The sequence below is a fragment of the Leifsonia naganoensis genome (assembly GCF_013410615.1).
GTDB lineage: Bacteria > Actinomycetota > Actinomycetes > Actinomycetales > Microbacteriaceae > Leifsonia > Leifsonia aquatica.
Genome location: NZ_JACCHJ010000001.1, coordinates 4,192,773 through 4,208,488 on the forward strand (window position 1 = coordinate 4,192,773; position 15,716 = coordinate 4,208,488).

Here is a 15,716-nt window from a genome sequence, read left to right on the forward strand (position 1 = left end):
CTGCTACGCCACGGGACATCTGCTGCCGCTCGCCGCGCAGCATTCGTCCCGTGGCGTAGCAGTCGCTGAGCGGACGCGGCCGGAGGCGCGAGCGGAGGCGGCCTCAGGCCGCCGCGCGCGCCAGCGCGACCTGGATCAGCTCGTCGATCAGGTCCGGGTACGACAGCCCCGACTCCTGCCAGCAGCGCGGGAACATCGAGATCGGCGTGAAGCCGGGCATGGTGTTGATCTCGTTGATCACGAAGCCGTCGGCCGTCAGGAAGAAGTCCACCCGCGCGAGCCCCTCGCCGCCGATCGCGTCGAACGCGCGCACTGCGAGATCCGCCATGTCGGCGAGCTCGGCGTCGCTCAGGTCCGCCGGGCAGATGAGGTCGATGCCCGGTGCATCCAGGTACTTCGCCGCGAAGTCGTAGAAGTCGCGGCCCGAGACGACGACCTCGCCGGCGACGGAGGCACGGGCGGGCTCGCCCGGACGGCCGCCGAGCACCGCAATCTCGACCTCGCGGCCGATCAGGGTCGACTCGATGAGCACGCGGTCGTCCTCGGCGAGGGCGATCTCGATGGCCGCATCCAGGTCGGCCCAGTCCTTGACCTTGGTGACGCCGACGCTGGAGCCGGCGCGCGCCGGCTTCACGAACGCGGGCAGCCCCAGCGCGCGGGCCTCCTCGCGGACGGCCTCGGCCGCCGTGCGCCAGCGGTGGGCGGTCACGGTCTGCCACGGGGCGACCGGGATGCCCGCCTGCTGCAGCACGGTCTTGGTGAAGTGCTTGTCCATCCCGAGCGCGCTCGCGAGCACGCCGCTGCCGACGTACGGCAGGCCGGCCAGTTCCAGCAGACCCTGGATCGTGCCGTCCTCGCCCCAGGGGCCGTGCAGGATCGGGAAGACGATGTCGACGTCGCCGAGCGACTCGACCGTGCCGTCCGGGTGCGTCACGGTCAGCTCGCGCGTGGCGACGCTCTCGGGCCAGTGGACGCGGGTGCCGTTGTCCTCGACCTCCGGCAGCACCTCCGCATTCAGGGCGAAGCGGGCGGCGTGGTCCGGCTGCAGCGTGAAGGCGCCGTCGTGGGTGATGCCGATCGGGATGACGCGGTACGCGCTACGGTCGATCGCCGCGAGGACCCCGGCCGCCGTTGCGCAGCTGATCGAATGCTCGCTTGAACGCCCCCCGAAGAGAAGAGCCACCGTGGCCGTGTCCGTCATCCGTCGTCCTTTCGCCTTGCGGCTCGTCCGAGTCCGTGGTCAGGTGCGGCGCGATGTCCTTGGGATCGAGCGTGCCGGCGAGCACCTGGCTCACCTGCCGCACGATCGGCATCTCCACCCCGCGCGCCTCCGCCAGGCTCAGCACGGGGGCGACCGAGGCCAGCCCCTCCGCCGTCTGGTTCATCTGCTTCACCACGTCGGTGAAGCTGTAGCCCTGGCCGAGCAGTCGCCCGGCGGTGTTGTTGCGGCTGAGCGACGACTCGCAGGTCGCGATCAGGTCGCCGAGGCCCGCGAGCCCCGAGAGCGTCTGCGCCTCGGCGCCGTACGCCACGGCGAAGTCGGTCATCTCGACCAGTCCGCGCGTGATGATCGACGCCTTGGTGTTCTCGCCGTAGCCGACGCCGTCGACGATGCCGATCGCGACGGCGATGAGATTCTTCAGCACGCCGCCGAACTCCGTGCCGATCACGTCGGTGTTCACGTAGCTGCGGAAGTAGCGGTTGGTGGCGGCCATCGCCACCGTCTGGGCGGTCTCCAGGCTCGCCGACGACACCACGGCGGCGGTCGGCTGCTCGCGCGCGATCTCCAGCGCCAGGTTCGGTCCGGACGCCACCGCGATCCGCTCGGGCTCGATGGGGAGCCCCTGCGCGATCACCTCGCTCATCCGCAGGCCGGTGCCCTTCTCGACGCCCTTCATCAGGCTGACCACGATGGTCGACAGGCCGAGGTACGGCTTGATCGCCTCGAGGTTGCCCCGGAGGGTCTGGCTCGGGATGGAGACGAACACGACCTCCGCATCCCGCATCGCCTCGCCGAGCTTGGAGGTCGCCCGCAGGTTGCGCGGGAGGTTGATGCCCTCGAGGTAGTCGCTGTTGCGCTTGACCTCGTTGATCTCGCGCGCCAGCTCGGGACGACGTGCCCAGAGCACGACGTCCGAGCCGCCGTCGGCGAGGATCTTCGCGAATGTGGTCCCCCAGCTCCCGGCGCCGAGCACCGCGATGCGGCGCGGCGGCGTGGGCGGGGCCTTGCGTGCCGTCTTAGCCATCGAAGCGGCCGGTCTCCTTCTGGTTGTGCTGGGAGGGGTCCCAGCGCTCCGCGGGCGCCTTCTCTCCGCGGAGGTCCTCGAGCAGAGCGGTGATCGCCGCCATGATGACGGCCGTGGCCTCGGCCAGGGTCGCGCTGTCGAGGTTGCGGCCCTCGAAGGCCGAGAGGTCGACGGGGTCGCCGAACTTCACGTCGATCGTCTTGCGCGGGAAGAAGCTGATCTTCTTCGAGTAGCGCGCCATCACCTGCTGGGTGCCCCAGTGCGCCATCGGGATCACCGGGATGCCGTGCTCGAGCGCCATGCGGGCAGCACCCGTCTTGCCGCGCATCGGCCACATGTCGGGGTCGCGGGTCAGCGAGCCCTCCGGGTAGACGACGACGATGCGGCCCTCCTCGATGATCTTCTGGGCCGCGTCGAGCGTCGTCGCGCCCCGGGCGCCTCCTCCGCGCGCGACCGGCACCTGGCCGGACTTGCGCAGGAACCAGCCCACGACCGGGATCCGGAACAGGCTGTCCTTCGCAAGGAAGCGCGGCAGCCTCCCGAGGTGCCACAGCACCATCCCGACCATGACGGGGTCGATCTCGCTGTAGTGGTTCGGAGCGACGATGTACGCGCCGTGGCGCGGCATCTTCTCGCGGTCGACCATGCGGAACCGGGCCATGAGGCTGCCGATCGGGACGACGAGGCCCGCGAGGACCCAGAAGATCGACGGGCGGCTCTTCTCCGAACGCTGGCGCTTCATCGGGGGACGCTGGACGGCGGGATCTTCGGGATGTGACACATCCCTATTATCCGTGCCGTCACCCTTCGAGGACGAAGTCCGCTCCGAGCTGCTCCAGCTTCGTGATGAAGTTCGCGTATCCGCGGCTGATGATGCCGACGTTGCTGACGGTCGAGGTGCCCTCTGCGGTCAGTGCCGCGATCAGGTGGCTGAAGCCGCCGCGCAGGTCCGGGATCTCGATGTCGGCGCCCTTGAGCTGCGTCGGGCCCATGATGACCGCGGAGTGGTTGAAGTTGCGCTGACCGAAGCGGCACGCGTGTCCGCCCAGGCACTCCTTGTGGACCTGGATCTTCGCCCCCATGTCGATGAGCGCGTCGACGAAGCCGAAACGCTGCTCGTACACGGTCTCGTGCACGATCGACACGCCCTCCGCCTTCGCGAGCGCGATGACGAGCGGCTGCTGCCAGTCGGTCATGAAGCCGGGGTGCACGTCCGTCTCGATCACGACGGGCTTGAGGGTGCCTCCCGGGTGGAAGAAGCGGATGCCGTCGTCGTGGATCTCGAAGGCGCCGCCGACCTTGCGGAAGACGTTGAGGAACGTCAGCATCTCGGGCTGGCGCGCACCGCCGACGTAGATGTCGCCGTTGGTGGCCAGCGCCGCGGCCGCCCAGCTGGCGGCCTCGTTGCGGTCGAAGAGCGCGGTGTGGCTGTAGCCGACGAGCTTCTTGACGCCCTCGATGCGGATCACGCGGTCGGTGTCGACCGAGATGATCGCGCCCATCTTCTGCAGCACGTTGATGAGATCCATGATCTCGGGCTCGATCGCCGCGCCCGAGAGCTCGGTGATGCCGTCCGCCCGGACCGCCGTGAGCAGGACCTGCTCGGTGGCGCCGACGCTCGGGTACGGGAGCGAGAGCTTCGCGCCGTGGAGGCCGTTCGGGGCGCTCAGGCGGATGCCGGTGGGGCGCTTGTCGACCACGGCGCCGAACTGGCGCAGCACGTCGAGGTGGTAGTCGATCGGGCGGTCGCCGATGCGGCAGCCGCCGAGATCGGGGATGAACGCCTCGCCGAGACGGTGCAGCAGCGGCCCGCAGAACAGGATCGGGATGCGGCTGGAGCCGGCGTGGGCGTCGATGTCGGCCATGTGGGCCGACTCGACGGCGCTCGGGTCGAGCAGGAGCTCGCCGTCCTCGCCGCCGTCCGTCACCTTGACGCCGTGGACCTCGAGCAGCCCGCGCACGACGCGGACATCGCTGATGTCCGGCACGTTCCGCAGGACGCTCGGGCCCTCGCCGAGGATCGCGGCGACCATCGCCTTGGTGACGAAGTTCTTGGCCCCGCGGACCTCGATGCGGCCCCGGAGCGGGATGCCGCCGTTGATCGTGATGCGGTCGCCCTTGAGGCCGACGCGTGCTCCAGCTGCCTGAGCGTCCTGAAGAAGTGAGTTCAAAGTATCACCGGGAGTGTCTTGGGCCGCCAACCAGCGCGGCCGCTTTCGTATTCGGAGATGCGCGCCTCGTCGCGCAGGGTCAGAGCGATGTCGTCCAACCCTTCGAGCAAACGCCAGCGAGTGTAATCGTCGATGTCGAAAGACACCTGGACCTCACCGATCGTCGCAGTCTTGGCAACCAGATCCACCGTCGCCGCTATTCCCGGCTGAGCCTCGATGGCCGCCCAGAGACGCGCGGCGTCCTCCTCCGTGATCTGCCCGGCGAGCAGTCCCTGCTTGCCGGAGTTGCCGCGGAAGATGTCGGCGAAGCGCGGGCTCAGCACGACGCGGAAGCCGTAGTCGCGCAGTGCCCAGACGGCGTGCTCACGCGACGAGCCGGTGCCGAAGTCGGCGCCGGCGACGAGCACGGACGCACCTTGGTACGGGGCCTGGTTCAGGATGAAGTCCGGGTCCTTGCGCCACTCGTGGAAGAGGGCGTCGTCGAAGCCGGTCTTGGTGACGCGCTTGAGGAACACCGCCGGGATGATCTGGTCGGTGTCCACGTTGGAACGGCGCAGCGGGACGGCCACGCCGGTCACGGTCTCGAACTTCTCCATCAGGCGCCCACCTTCTCTCCGGCGCGGGTGTCCACGCCGTCGCCGGACGGCGTGTCGCCGCCATCGTCATCCAAATCCCAGGGACTGGACAGGGTGCCGCGGATCGCGGTCGCCGCCGCGACGAGCGGCGAGACCAGGTGCGTGCGTCCGCCCTTGCCCTGGCGGCCCTCGAAGTTGCGGTTGGAGGTGGAGGCGCAGCGCTCCCCTGGTGCCAGCTGGTCCGGGTTCATGCCCAGGCACATCGAGCAGCCCGCGAAGCGCCACTCGGCGCCGAACTCCTCGACGATCTTGTCGATGCCCTCGGCCTCGGCCTCGATCCGCACGCGGGCGCTGCCCGGCACGACCATGACGCGCACATTGTCGGCCCTCTTCCGGCCCTTGATCAGGGAGGCGAAGGCGCGGAGGTCCTCGATACGGCTGTTGGTGCACGAGCCCATGAAGACGGCGTCGACGAGGATGCTCTTCATCGGCGTCCCGGCCTCGAGGTCCATGTACTCCAGCGCACGCTCGGCGGCGGCGCGGGCGTTCGCGTCCTCGATCTGCGCCGGGTCCGGCACGGACTGGCTGAGCGAGACGCCCTGCCCGGGGTTCGTGCCCCAGGTGACGAACGGCTCGATGTCGGCGGCGTCGAGGTAGACCTCGGCGTCGAACACGGCGTCGTCGTCGGTGGCGAGGGTGTCCCAGTAGGCGACGGCCTCGTCCCAGTCGGCGCCTTCCGGCGCGTGCGGGCGGCCCTTCAGGTACGCGTAGGTGGTCTCGTCCGGGGCGACCATGCCCGCGCGGGCGCCGGCCTCGATCGACATGTTGCAGATCGTCATGCGGCCCTCCATGGAGAGCGAGCGGATGGCGCTGCCGCGGTACTCGAGCACGTAGCCCTGTCCGCCGCCCGTGCCGATCTTCGCGATCACGGCCAGGATGATGTCCTTCGCGGTCACTCCGGGGCGCAGGTCGCCCTCGACGGTGATCGCCATCGTCTTGAACTCCTTCAGCGGGAGCGTCTGCGTCGCCATGACGTGCTCGACCTCGCTGGTGCCGATGCCGAACGCCATCGCGCCGAACGCGCCGTGGGTCGACGTGTGGGAGTCGCCGCATACGACGGTGATGCCCGGCATGGTCAGGCCCAGCTGCGGGCCGACGACGTGGACGATGCCCTGCTCGACGTCGCCCAGCGAGTGCAGGCGCACCCCGAACTCCTCGGCGTTGCGCCGCAGGGTCTCGATCTGGGTGCGGCTCGTGAGGTCCGCGATGGGGCGGTCGATGCCGATGGTCGGCGTGTTGTGGTCCTCGGTCGCGATGGTGAGGTCCGGGCGCCGCAGCGGGCGCCCCGCCATCCGCAGGCCGTCGAAGGCCTGGGGGCTGGTGACCTCGTGCACGAGGTGCAGGTCGATGTAGATCAGGTCGGGCGACCCGTCCTCACCCTTCACGACCAGGTGGTCGCGCCAGACCTTCTCGGCGAGGGTCAGCGGAGTGCGATCGGTTTCGGTCGTCATTGTGCTCGTTCTCCTTAGCTTGCGTGCGGATCAGCCGTCGACGGACTCCGCGGCGAGGGTGGCCTGAGAACTAGGACTCGCCGCGGCGGCTAAGGAGGAGAAGACCCGCGTGCACGGACTCAGGATATCACCGACGGTCCGTCGGCCTCGTCCGCCGCGATGACGAGCACCGTCACATTGTCGTGGCCGCCTGCCTCGACGGCCGCCTCGACCAGCTCGCCCGCGGGGTCGTCGGGCTGCTCGGCCAGGATGGCGGCGATGCGGCTGTCGCTGAGCTCGCGGGTCAGACCGTCGGAGCAGATCACGAACACCCGGTGCTGCGCGTCCGGGAGCAGCTCGGTGTCGGTGTCGACGAAGTCCTCGGCGCCGAGCGCTCGCGTGATGATGTTGCGCTCGGGGTGGACGGCCGCCTGCGCCTCGGTGATCAGCCCGGCGTCGACGAGCTCCTGCACCGCCGAGTGGTCGACGGTGAGCTGCGTGAGGGTCGTGCCGTCCCACCCGTAGACCCGGGAGTCGCCGACGTTCACGACCATCCACTGCTCCGTCGCCCGCTCCGGCACGCGCACGCGCACGACGCCCGCGAGCGTCGTGCCCGCGACCGCGGCACCGGACTCATCCACTCCCGACAGGGCGCGGACGGCCGCATTGGCCTCGTCGATCGCGGCGACGACCTCGTCCGGCGTCGGCCGGCTGCCCGGCTGCAGCGTGCGCGCGAGGCTCTCGACGGCCGTCTGGCTGGCGAGATCGCCGCGGGCGTGGCCGCCCATGCCGTCGGCGACGACGAACACCGGATCCTCCGCGAGGAAGCCGTCCTCGTTCACGTGGCGTACCGCCCCGATGTCGCTCCGGGCGCTCACGCCGACGTGTGAGGTCATGTGCGGGGGTCCTCCTGCTGATCGCGCGGGACCGCGACCTCTCCGGTCCCGGCCTCCGGGGCCTCGGCGGCCTCGTCGTCGTCATCGCCGTGGATCGCCTCGGCGAGCGTGGATCCGCTCATCCGGAGCTTCACCAGACTTGCAATGGTAGCGACAACCATCGACCCCACGATGACCGCGAGCGACGTCCAGGTGTCGATGTCGGGCGCCCACTCGATGTGGTGGCCGCCGTTGATGAAGGGCAGCTCGTTCTCGTGCATCGCGTGGAACACGAGCTTGACGCCGATGAAGGCGAGGATGAACGCGATCCCGTACTTCAGGTACACCAGCTTGTCGAGCAGGTGCCCGAGCAGGAAGTAGAGCTGGCGCAGCCCCATCAGCGCGAAGACGTTCGCGGTGAACACGATGAAGGGGCTCTGCGTGATGCCGAAGATCGCCGGGATGGAGTCCAGGGCGAAGAGCAGGTCCGTCGTGCCGAGGGCGATGAAGACGATGATCATCGGGGTGAACATCCGGCGGCCGGCGACCGTGGTGCGCAGCTTGTTGCCCTCGTACTGGTCGGAGACCTTGAGGCGCTTGCGCGAGAACCGGATGAACCAGCTGTCCTTCTGACCCTCGTCGTCGTGGTTGCCGAAGGCCTGGTTGATCGCCGTCCAGAGCAGGAACGCGCCGAAGATGTAGAAGATCCAGCTGAAGCTCGCGATGAGGCTCGCCCCGAGCACGATGAAGACCCCGCGGAAGATCAGCGCCAGGATGATGCCCACCATGAGCACCTCCTGCTGGTACTTCCTGGGCACCGCGAACCGGCTCATGATGATGACGAACACGAACAGGTTGTCGATGCTCAGGCTGTACTCGGTGAGCCAGCCGGCGAGGAACTGCCCGGCGTGCTCCGCATCGCCGATGAGCAGCATCAGGAGCGCGAAGACCAGCGCGAGCGCCACGTAGAACGACACCCACAGCGCCGACTCCTTGGGGCTCGGGATGTGCGGCCGCTTGAAGACGATCAGCAGGTCGAACGCGAGGACGAGCAGCAGCACGACCATCGAGCCGATCTCGAACCAGAGCGGGAGGGCGAGTTCCATGGAGGGACCTTTCGAAGGGCATCGTAAATGAGCCGAAAGTCTCTCCCGCACCCTGTCGGGTGCCGCTGTGCCCGGGTCCAGAGCGGACCGTGATGACGTTCACAGCGCCGGCGGCGGTGCGTGCACCGCGGCCGTCCGGGATACTCCCCTTCGCGATGGCCTATCTTACCGGACTCGCCGCGGTCCCGTGCACCCGCGTACAGTGCGCCGCGTGGAGTGGGTCGAGTTCGAGAGCGCCGTCGTGGCGGCGGCGGGCTTCGACGACGGCGAGCACGTCCTCGAGATCGTCTTCATGTCCGGGGCGCGGTACCGATACCGCCTCGTCTCGGAGCGCGTGTGGCGCGAGTTCCGGGCGGCGCCGTCGGCCGGGCAGTACTTCTCGGAGCGCATCCGGGACCACTTCCCGACCGAGTGGCTTCCTTGACCGACGCTCCCCTGCTTTTCCCGGCGCACATTCGTGCCGAATGTCGTGACCTGAACGACGAAGAAGCCCTCCCGGACATGGTCCGAGAGGGCTTCTTCTGAGTGGTGACCCCAGCGGGATTTGAACCCGCGTTACCGCCGTGAGAGGGCGACGTCCTAGGCCGCTAGACGATGGGGCCGTGTTTTACAACTCAATGATCATGCCACAGTTCTGGTTCTTCCTCCAAAACGAGCGCGAAATCCGGGTGTGTCGCGGGCATCACACCAGCACGCGGAGCGCCCCCGGGACGATTCCGACGTCGACCGGGAGCGGACCGATCCGCTCGCCGTCCGCGTAGGCGACGACGCCCTCCGCCTCGATCCGCGCGGACGTCAGGGGACGGAACGCGACCTCCGGCAGGCCGGTGTGCTCGCCGCGGAACACCTTCGGGAACACGCGCAGGAAGCGCGCCTTCGACATCCGCCGCACGATGAAGAGGTCGAGTCGGCCGTCGTCGAGGGACGCGTGCGGGACGATGCGCATGCCTCCGCCCAGGGAGCGGTTGTTGGCGACGGAGACGAGCATCGCCTCCGTCTCGAGCACCTCCCCGTCCACCACGATCCGGTACGGGCGCGGTGCCAGCGTCGCGAGTTCCCGCAGGAGCGCGAGGATGTAACGGCTGCGGCCTCGCGGTCGGGTCATGAGGTTGGCCCGCTCGTTGACGGTCGCGTCGAACCCGGCCGAGAGGACGCCGCCGAACCAGGTGGAGAGATCGCCGTGCCGGACCACGCCGGCGTCGATGGTGCGCGGCTCGCGGTCGAGGGCGCCGAGGAGGTGGGCGATCGCCGCCTCGGTGTCGCCGACCGGGATGCCGAGCCCGTCGGCGAGATCGTTGCCCGTGCCGCTCGGGACGATGCCGAGAGGCACCGCGGTCTGCGCGACGATGTTGATGCCGAGGTTCGCCATCCCGTCGCCGCCGACCACCACCAAGGCGTCCGCGCCCGCCTCGACGGCCCGGGAGGTCTCACGCCGGAGCAGCTCGATGTTCGCCTCGTCGACGGCGATGGCGACATGGCCGGCGTCGCGCAGACGCTGGACCACGAGCGGACCGACCTCGCGGCGATGACCGAACGACGCCATCGGGTTGATCGCGACCACGACGGTCCTCTGGTGTGCGGCCATAGTGCACGATGATCGCACACCGCGGCGCCCCGCCGTGGACGTCGTGAGCGACGGCGGCGGGGCGACCGCGGTGGCGCGACCGTGATGAGGCACGGATCAGAGACGCACGCGCCGCAGCAGTTGGGCGTTGAGGGCCACGACGATGGTGGAGACCGACATGAGCACGGCGCCGAAGGCGGGCGAGACCACGACTCCGATGCCGATCGCGACGCCCGCGGCGAGCGGGAGGGCGATCACGTTGTATCCGGTCGCCCACGCCAGGTTCTGCAGCATCTTGCGGTACGTCGCCCGCGAGAGCTCGACGACCTTCGCGACCCCGCGCGGATCGCTGGAGGCGAGCACGATGCCCGCCGACTCGATCGCGACGTCCGTCCCGGCGCCGATCGCGATGCCGACGTCGGCCTGCGCGAGTGCCGGGGCGTCGTTCACCCCGTCGCCGACCATCGCCACACGCGACCCGTCGCCCTGCAGGCGCGCCACCGTGCCGGCCTTGTCGCCGGGCAGGACCTCCGCGTAGACCTCGTCGATGCCGAGGCCCGCCGCGACGGCCTCCCCCACGGCGCGGGAGTCGCCGGTGAGCATGGCGACGCGGATCCCCCGATCCCGCAGGGCGCGGACGGCCTCCGCGGATTCGGGGCGGACGACATCGGCAAGGGCGATCGCCCCTGCCACGCGCTCCCCCTGCAGCACGTACACGACGGTCTGCCCGAGGCGGGCGGTTTCGTCGGCTGCGGCGGCGACGCGGCCTCCGGCCACTGCTCCCCGCTCCACGAGCAGCCGGGGTGCGCCGACGACGACCCGCTCCCCCGCGACGGTGCCTGCCGCACCACGTCCGCCGAGCGCTTCGAAATCAGTCACCGGCGGGATGGTGATCCCACGCTCCCGGGCCGCGGCGACGATCGCGCGGCCGATCGGGTGCTCGGCGGGGGCCTCAACGGCTGCGGCGAGCGCGAGGAGGGCGTCCTCGTCGTCCTCCGCCGTGACGGAGGCGACGCCCTGACGGCCCTCGGTGAGCGTGCCCGTCTTGTCGAAGAGGACGACGTCGATGCGGCGGGCGTCCTCCATGGCGTGGCGGTCGCGGATGAGCAGGCCGTTGCGGGCGCCGATCGCCGTGGAGATCTGGGCGACGAGCGGGATGGCGAGGCCGAGGGCGTGCGGGCAGGCGATGATGAGCACGGTGACGACGCGCTCCAGGACGAAGGCGGGGTCGCCGGGACGCAGCAGCACCCAGACGACCAAGGTCACCGTCGCCACGGCGAGGGCGACGTAGAAGAGCCACGCGGCCGCGCGATCGGCGAGGATCTGCGTGCCGGATTTGCTGGCCTGGGCGTCCTCGACGAGACGCATGATCCCGGCGAGAGCGGTGTCGCCGCCCGTCTTGCCCACGCGCACGAGAAGCGAGCCGCTGCCGGAGATGCTTCCGGCGACGACCTGCTCGCCCGGCCCGCGCGTGACGGGCTTGGACTCGCCGGTCAGGAGGGATTCGTCGAGGTCGCTCCGGCCGTCGACGATCTCGCCGTCGACGGGCACGGCGGCACCCGGACGCACCCGCACGAGGTCTCCGATGCGCAGGTCGGCCACCGGCACGACCTCGGGGTCGGCGTGCGGATCGGCGACCCGCTCCGCCGTGTCAGGGAGGAGCTTCGCGAGCTGCCCGAGGGCGTCCTGGGCACCCATGACCGCGGACATCTCGATCCAGTGCCCGAGCAGCATGATCAGGATCAGGGTGGCGAGCTCCCACCAGAAGTCCATGCCGGGCAGGCCCAGGGACACCGCGAGGCTGTAGCCGAAGGCGACGACGATCGCGAGCGAGATCAGGGTCATCATGCCCGGACGGCGGCTGCGCAGCTCGTCGACGGCGCCGCGCAGGAACACGAGGCCGCCGTAGAAGAAGATCGCGATGCCGAAGACCGCGGGGATGTACTGGCTGCCGGGGAACCGCGGACCGGACAGGCCGAGGATCTCCTGCAGGCCGTGGGAGAACACCAGCGTCGGGATGGTCAGGACGAGGGTGAGCCAGAACTTGCGCCGGAAGATCGCGGGGTCGTGCCCGGCGTGGCCGCTGTGGTCGTGGCCGCCGTGGCTGGCGTGCCCGGCATGCGCGTCGTGCCCGGCGTGCTCGGCGTGCCCCGCGTGCGCGTCGTGCCCGGCCGAGTCGTGCTCGTGGGCCGTGCGCTGGTCCTCGTGTGCGTTCATGCTGTCCATGTCACCCCGAACGATACCCCTCCCGGGTATATTCCACCACCCCGGAACGGTCGGCTTGCACGCTCCGCCGGATCGGTATTTCCTAGTGACATGAGACTCACGAAGTTCGAACACGCCGCCCTGCTCCTCGAAGACTCCGGCAGGAAGCTGTTCGTCGACCCGGGCAGCTTCACGACGCCCCTGACCGACACCGCCAACACGGTCGCCGTCGTCATCACGCACGAGCACGCCGACCACTGGACCCCCGAGCAGCTCAAGCGGGTGCTCGATATGAACCCGGAAGCGAAGATCTTCGCCCCCGAGGGCGTCGCCCGGGCGGCGGCGGACTTCGATGTGACGGTCGTGCACGCCGGAGACACCGTGGAGGCCGACCCGTTCACCCTGCAGTTCTTCGGCGGGACGCACGCCGTGATCCACTCGAGCATCCCCACCGTCGACAATCTCGGCGTGCTGATCAACGGCCAGCTCTACTACGCCGGCGACTCGTTCACGATCCCCGAGGGCATCGAGGTCGATGTACTGGCGGCACCGGCCGGCGCGCCCTGGATGAAGGTCGCCGAAGTGATCGACTACGTGCTCGCGGTGAAGCCCAAGCGCAGCTTTCCCACGCACGAGATGGTGCTCTCGCGAGCGGGCAAAGACATGTCGAACGCCCGCATCGCCTGGGCGACGGAGCAGAACGGCGGCGAGCACTTCCCGTTGGAGCCCGGCGACACCATCGACCTGTGAACGCGGCCACCCGCGACGACCGAGAGGACGCCCCGGTCGTCCTCTGGTTCCGCGACGACCTCCGCGTGGCCGACAACCCGGCTCTGCGCGCGGCCGCCGATTCGGGACGCCCCGTGCTCTGCCTCTACGTCTGGGACGTCGAGTCGGAGGGCGTGCGGCCTCCCGGCGGCGCCGCGCGGTGGTGGCTGCACCACTCGCTCACCGCGCTGGCCGAGGAGCTCGACCGGCTCGGCGCGCGCCTGACGGTGCGTCGCGGGCCGGCCGAGCGAGTCGTCGCCGACGTGCTGCGGGACTCGGGCGCCGGCGCGGTGTTCTGGAACCGCCGCTACGGCGGAGCCGAGCGTCGCATCGACGAGGCGATCAAGACCGCCGCCCGCGACGGCGGGCTCGAGGCCGCGAGCTTCGCCGCCTCCCTCCTGTTCGAGCCGTGGACGATCCGAACCGGCGCCGGGACCCCGTTCTCTGTCTACACACCGTTCTGGCGCGCCTGCCTCGCGGCTCCCCCGCCCCGCAAGCCCCTCCCCACCCCGCAGGAGCTGACGGCGGCCGACCCCGTCGACGGTGAGAGCATCGACGACCTCGGTCTGCTGCCGACGGACCCCGACTGGGCCGGCGGGTTGCGCGAGGCGTGGGAGCCGGGCGAGCGCTCCGCCCGGCGGCGCCTCGCCGCGTTCCTCGACGAGGACGTGGCCCGCTACCGCGACGACCGGGACGCGCCCGGCATCGACGCGACCTCCCGGCTCTCGCCGCATCTGCGCTGGGGCGAGCTCAGCCCGCACCAGGTCTGGCACGCGACCGCCGAGGCCCGCGACCGGGCGAACGCGGAGGGCGCGAGCACCTTCGTCAGTGAGCTCGGCTGGCGCGAGTTCGCCTACCACACGCTCTTCGCCCATCCCGAGCTTGCCACCGTCAACATCCATCGCGAGTACGACTCCTTCCCCTGGCCCCGCCTGCACCCTGCGGCTCTCCGGGCCTGGCACCAGGGTCGCACCGGCATCCCGCTGGTGGACGCGGGGATGCGGGAACTGTGGACAACGGGAACGATGCACAATCGCGTGCGCATGGTGGTCGCGTCGTTCCTCATCAAGAACCTGCTGATCGACTGGCGGCGGGGCGAGCAGTGGTTCTGGGACACCCTGGTCGACGCCGACCCGGCGAGCAACCCGTTCAACTGGCAGTGGGTGGCCGGCAGCGGCGCGGACGCGGCACCCTACTTCCGCGTCTTCAACCCCGAGCTCCAGCGCACCAAGTTCGACCCGCACGGCGACTACGTGCGGCGCTGGGTTCCGGAGTGGGACACCGCCGACTACCCGGAGCCGATCGTCGACCTGGCGGAAACGCGGAGAGCCGCCCTCGCCGCCTTCGACGAAGTGAAGAAGGCGCGCTGACGGAGCGGCCGGGGCGGAGTCCGGTCAGCGCCCGTGCTCGGCGAGGATCTGATCCACGTCGATACTGGCGAGCAGCGCACCCCAGTCGAGATTCCGCGCCACGTCGGCCTGCGCCTCCTCGGCCAGGACCTTGCCGCTGCGTTCGACGATGACGCCGTCGGGCACGCGCCGGTTGAGTTCGGCGAGGATGGCGTCGTCGACCGCCTCGGTGTCGAAGTCGGCGCCGACGCGGGCGAAGTAGTCGCCGGAGACGGTGTAGGAGACGATCCCGGTTTCGATGCGGCTCATGGGGCGCATGCTACTCCCGGGGCGCGTACTGTGCGCCGTATGACCGATCGAGACGAATTCCGCACCGACGACGACGATGAGGACCTGACGCGCGCGGAGGCGCTGGCCGAGGCGGTGTCGGGCCTCGGCGAGACGCCGGAGGACCAGCTGGAGGCCGTGGCCGACCGCAACGACTCGCTCGAGGAGCGGCTGCCGGGATCCGGCTCCCCCGACCAGGGGTAGGCCGCCCCGGAGCGGCCCGGAGTGGGGACTCCCGGGCCGGTCGCGCCCCGGATAGCGTGGCGCGATGGACAGCGGACGGATGAGCGACCGGGCACCCGGTGCGGCGGTGATGGCGCAGGTCGTGCGCCTGCACGACGCCGCCCCTCCTCGCTCCCCGCTCGCTCGCGCCCTCGGAGTGACGCCGCTGGCGGACGAGACGGTCCCCTGGTTCGTCGGCGCCCTCGGCGAGCGCGAGATCGGCGCCCGCCTCGCCCACCTGCCCGGCGGGTGGCGCGTCTTCCACGCGCTGCCCGTCGGGAACGGGGAGGCGGACCTGGACCATCTGGTGGTGGGTCCGGGCGGCGTCTTCGTCGTCAATACGAAGCATCACCGCGGCGCCCGCGTCTGGGTCGCCGAGCGCGCGCTGCTCGTCAACGGCGCCAAGACCGCCTACCTGCGCAACGCCGACCTGGAGACCTCGCGGGTGCGCGGCCTGCTGACCGCCGCGGGGATCGAGGCTCCGGTGCGCGCCGTGGTCGCGATCCTCGGCGCGAAGGAGCTGCGGGTGCGCGCGCATCCACGCGCCGTCGATGTGGTGCGCGGGGAGGCCCTCGCCCGCTGGCTGATGCGCCGGCCCGCAATCCTCGACGCAGACACAGTGGAAGCCGTCACCCGGCTCGTCGACGCTCCCGGGACGTGGCGCGCGGCCGAACCGCGGACCGACGTCGCCGACCGGTTCGCGGTGATCGAGCGGGAGGTGCGCAGCGCCCGGTTCGTGCGCGCGGGCTGGGCGATCGCCGCCGGGCTGGGGCTGCTGGCGGTGGCGATGCCGTTCCTGCCGCACTGAGCTGCCGCTG

General features: G+C 70.4%; 16 protein-coding genes and 1 tRNA gene. 5 read left to right on the forward strand and 12 right to left on the reverse strand.

The window, feature by feature from the left end:
- Nucleotides 1-103: 103 nt before the first annotated feature.
- From HNR14_RS20165 to HNR14_RS20200, 8 genes are all read right to left on the reverse strand, one after another.
- Nucleotides 104-1,201 carry a D-alanine--D-alanine ligase family protein gene (locus tag HNR14_RS20165; RefSeq protein ID WP_179702377.1) on the reverse strand — a complete coding sequence of 366 codons (1,098 nt, stop codon included), beginning with the start codon at nucleotides 1,199-1,201 and terminating at the stop codon, nucleotides 104-106.
- Nucleotides 1,098-2,246: an NAD(P)H-dependent glycerol-3-phosphate dehydrogenase gene (locus HNR14_RS20170; protein WP_179702378.1), complete on the reverse strand. Its 1,149-nt coding sequence runs from the start codon at nucleotides 2,244-2,246 to the stop codon at nucleotides 1,098-1,100. The genes HNR14_RS20165 and HNR14_RS20170 overlap by 104 nt, the downstream gene beginning before the upstream one ends.
- Complete coding sequence (locus tag HNR14_RS20175; RefSeq protein WP_021763045.1) at nucleotides 2,239-2,988, reverse strand: lysophospholipid acyltransferase family protein; 750 nt, start codon at nucleotides 2,986-2,988, stop codon at nucleotides 2,239-2,241. The genes HNR14_RS20170 and HNR14_RS20175 overlap by 8 nt, the downstream gene beginning before the upstream one ends.
- 58 nt (nucleotides 2,989-3,046) lie before the next feature.
- On the reverse strand, nucleotides 3,047-4,417 hold the full coding sequence (gene murA, locus HNR14_RS20180) for a UDP-N-acetylglucosamine 1-carboxyvinyltransferase (RefSeq protein ID WP_021763046.1): 1,371 nt from the start codon (nucleotides 4,415-4,417) through the stop codon (nucleotides 3,047-3,049).
- Nucleotides 4,414-5,013: a 3-isopropylmalate dehydratase small subunit gene (leuD, locus tag HNR14_RS20185; protein WP_179702379.1), complete on the reverse strand. Its 600-nt coding sequence runs from the start codon at nucleotides 5,011-5,013 to the stop codon at nucleotides 4,414-4,416. The genes murA and leuD overlap by 4 nt, the downstream gene beginning before the upstream one ends.
- Complete coding sequence (gene leuC / locus HNR14_RS20190; RefSeq protein WP_179702380.1) at nucleotides 5,013-6,503, reverse strand: 3-isopropylmalate dehydratase large subunit; 1,491 nt, start codon at nucleotides 6,501-6,503, stop codon at nucleotides 5,013-5,015. The genes leuD and leuC overlap by 1 nt, the downstream gene beginning before the upstream one ends.
- 119 nt (nucleotides 6,504-6,622) lie before the next feature.
- The gene (locus HNR14_RS20195; RefSeq protein ID WP_179702381.1) at nucleotides 6,623-7,378 is read right to left on the reverse strand and encodes a PP2C family protein-serine/threonine phosphatase; all 756 of its coding nucleotides are present in this window, start codon (nucleotides 7,376-7,378) and stop codon (nucleotides 6,623-6,625) included.
- Complete coding sequence (locus HNR14_RS20200; protein WP_021763050.1) at nucleotides 7,375-8,463, reverse strand: TerC family protein; 1,089 nt, start codon at nucleotides 8,461-8,463, stop codon at nucleotides 7,375-7,377. The genes HNR14_RS20195 and HNR14_RS20200 overlap by 4 nt, the downstream gene beginning before the upstream one ends.
- Nucleotides 8,464-8,674: 211 nt before the next feature.
- Between HNR14_RS20200 and HNR14_RS21450 the strand changes: the two genes are divergently transcribed.
- Complete coding sequence (locus HNR14_RS21450; protein ID WP_021763051.1) at nucleotides 8,675-8,887, forward strand: KTSC domain-containing protein; 213 nt, start codon at nucleotides 8,675-8,677, stop codon at nucleotides 8,885-8,887.
- A gap of 102 nt (nucleotides 8,888-8,989) precedes the next feature.
- Here the strand turns inward: HNR14_RS21450 and HNR14_RS20210 are convergent.
- The 3 genes from HNR14_RS20210 to HNR14_RS20220 all read right to left on the reverse strand — a co-directional run bounded on the left by HNR14_RS20210 (nucleotide 8,990) and on the right by HNR14_RS20220 (nucleotide 12,244).
- Nucleotides 8,990-9,065: transfer RNA gene (locus HNR14_RS20210), tRNA-Glu, on the reverse strand.
- Nucleotides 9,066-9,145: 80 nt separating this feature from the next.
- Nucleotides 9,146-10,048 carry a diacylglycerol kinase family protein gene (locus HNR14_RS20215; RefSeq protein WP_179702382.1) on the reverse strand — a complete coding sequence of 301 codons (903 nt, stop codon included), beginning with the start codon at nucleotides 10,046-10,048 and terminating at the stop codon, nucleotides 9,146-9,148.
- Nucleotides 10,049-10,144: 96 nt separating this feature from the next.
- Nucleotides 10,145-12,244, reverse strand: a complete 2,100-nt coding sequence (locus tag HNR14_RS20220) for a copper-translocating P-type ATPase (protein WP_425485055.1) — start codon at nucleotides 12,242-12,244, stop codon at nucleotides 10,145-10,147.
- Nucleotides 12,245-12,343: 99 nt separating this feature from the next.
- Between HNR14_RS20220 and HNR14_RS20225 the strand changes: the two genes are divergently transcribed.
- Together HNR14_RS20225 and HNR14_RS20230 are read left to right on the forward strand one after the other, a co-directional pair.
- Nucleotides 12,344-12,982, forward strand: a complete 639-nt coding sequence (locus tag HNR14_RS20225; protein WP_179702384.1) for an MBL fold metallo-hydrolase — start codon at nucleotides 12,344-12,346, stop codon at nucleotides 12,980-12,982.
- Nucleotides 12,979-14,370 carry an FAD-binding domain-containing protein gene (locus tag HNR14_RS20230; protein ID WP_179702385.1) on the forward strand — a complete coding sequence of 464 codons (1,392 nt, stop codon included), beginning with the start codon at nucleotides 12,979-12,981 and terminating at the stop codon, nucleotides 14,368-14,370. Before HNR14_RS20225 ends, HNR14_RS20230 begins: the two co-directional genes overlap by 4 nt.
- 24 nt (nucleotides 14,371-14,394) lie before the next feature.
- On the opposite strand, the gene HNR14_RS20235 is transcribed toward HNR14_RS20230, so the two are convergent.
- Nucleotides 14,395-14,658 carry a hypothetical protein gene (locus HNR14_RS20235; RefSeq protein WP_246311604.1) on the reverse strand — a complete coding sequence of 88 codons (264 nt, stop codon included), beginning with the start codon at nucleotides 14,656-14,658 and terminating at the stop codon, nucleotides 14,395-14,397.
- Between the two features lie 39 nt (nucleotides 14,659-14,697).
- On the opposite strand from HNR14_RS20235, the gene HNR14_RS20240 reads away from it, so the two are divergent.
- Nucleotides 14,698-14,880, forward strand: coding sequence for a hypothetical protein (locus tag HNR14_RS20240; RefSeq protein ID WP_179702387.1), 183 nt, complete (start codon nucleotides 14,698-14,700; stop codon nucleotides 14,878-14,880).
- Nucleotides 14,881-14,944: 64 nt separating this feature from the next.
- On the forward strand, nucleotides 14,945-15,706 hold the full coding sequence (locus tag HNR14_RS20245) for a nuclease-related domain-containing protein (protein ID WP_246311605.1): 762 nt from the start codon (nucleotides 14,945-14,947) through the stop codon (nucleotides 15,704-15,706).
- The last annotated feature ends 10 nt before the right edge of the window (nucleotides 15,707-15,716 follow it).

Excerpts from the sequence above, each read along its gene's own strand:
- HNR14_RS20165 (WP_179702377.1), bottom strand. The coding sequence starts at position 1,201 with ATGACGGACACGGCCACGGTGGCTCTTCTCTTCGGGGGGCGTTCAAGC.
- HNR14_RS20170 (WP_179702378.1), bottom strand. The coding sequence starts at position 2,246 with ATGGCTAAGACGGCACGCAAGGCCCCGCCCACGCCGCCGCGCCGCATC.
- HNR14_RS20175 (WP_021763045.1), bottom strand. The coding sequence starts at position 2,988 with ATGAAGCGCCAGCGTTCGGAGAAGAGCCGCCCGTCGATCTTCTGGGTC.
- leuD (WP_179702379.1), bottom strand. The coding sequence starts at position 5,013 with ATGGAGAAGTTCGAGACCGTGACCGGCGTGGCCGTCCCGCTGCGCCGT.
- leuC (WP_179702380.1), bottom strand. The coding sequence starts at position 6,503 with ATGACGACCGAAACCGATCGCACTCCGCTGACCCTCGCCGAGAAGGTC.
- HNR14_RS20195 (WP_179702381.1), bottom strand. The coding sequence starts at position 7,378 with ATGACCTCACACGTCGGCGTGAGCGCCCGGAGCGACATCGGGGCGGTA.
- HNR14_RS20200 (WP_021763050.1), bottom strand. The coding sequence starts at position 8,463 with ATGGAACTCGCCCTCCCGCTCTGGTTCGAGATCGGCTCGATGGTCGTG.
- HNR14_RS20215 (WP_179702382.1), bottom strand. The coding sequence starts at position 10,048 with ATGGCCGCACACCAGAGGACCGTCGTGGTCGCGATCAACCCGATGGCG.
- HNR14_RS20220 (WP_425485055.1), bottom strand. The coding sequence starts at position 12,244 with ATGAACGCACACGAGGACCAGCGCACGGCCCACGAGCACGACTCGGCC.
- HNR14_RS20225 (WP_179702384.1), top strand. The coding sequence starts at position 12,344 with ATGAGACTCACGAAGTTCGAACACGCCGCCCTGCTCCTCGAAGACTCC.
- HNR14_RS20235 (WP_246311604.1), bottom strand. The coding sequence starts at position 14,658 with ATGAGCCGCATCGAAACCGGGATCGTCTCCTACACCGTCTCCGGCGAC.
- HNR14_RS20240 (WP_179702387.1), top strand. The coding sequence starts at position 14,698 with ATGACCGATCGAGACGAATTCCGCACCGACGACGACGATGAGGACCTG.
- HNR14_RS20245 (WP_246311605.1), top strand. The coding sequence starts at position 14,945 with ATGGACAGCGGACGGATGAGCGACCGGGCACCCGGTGCGGCGGTGATG.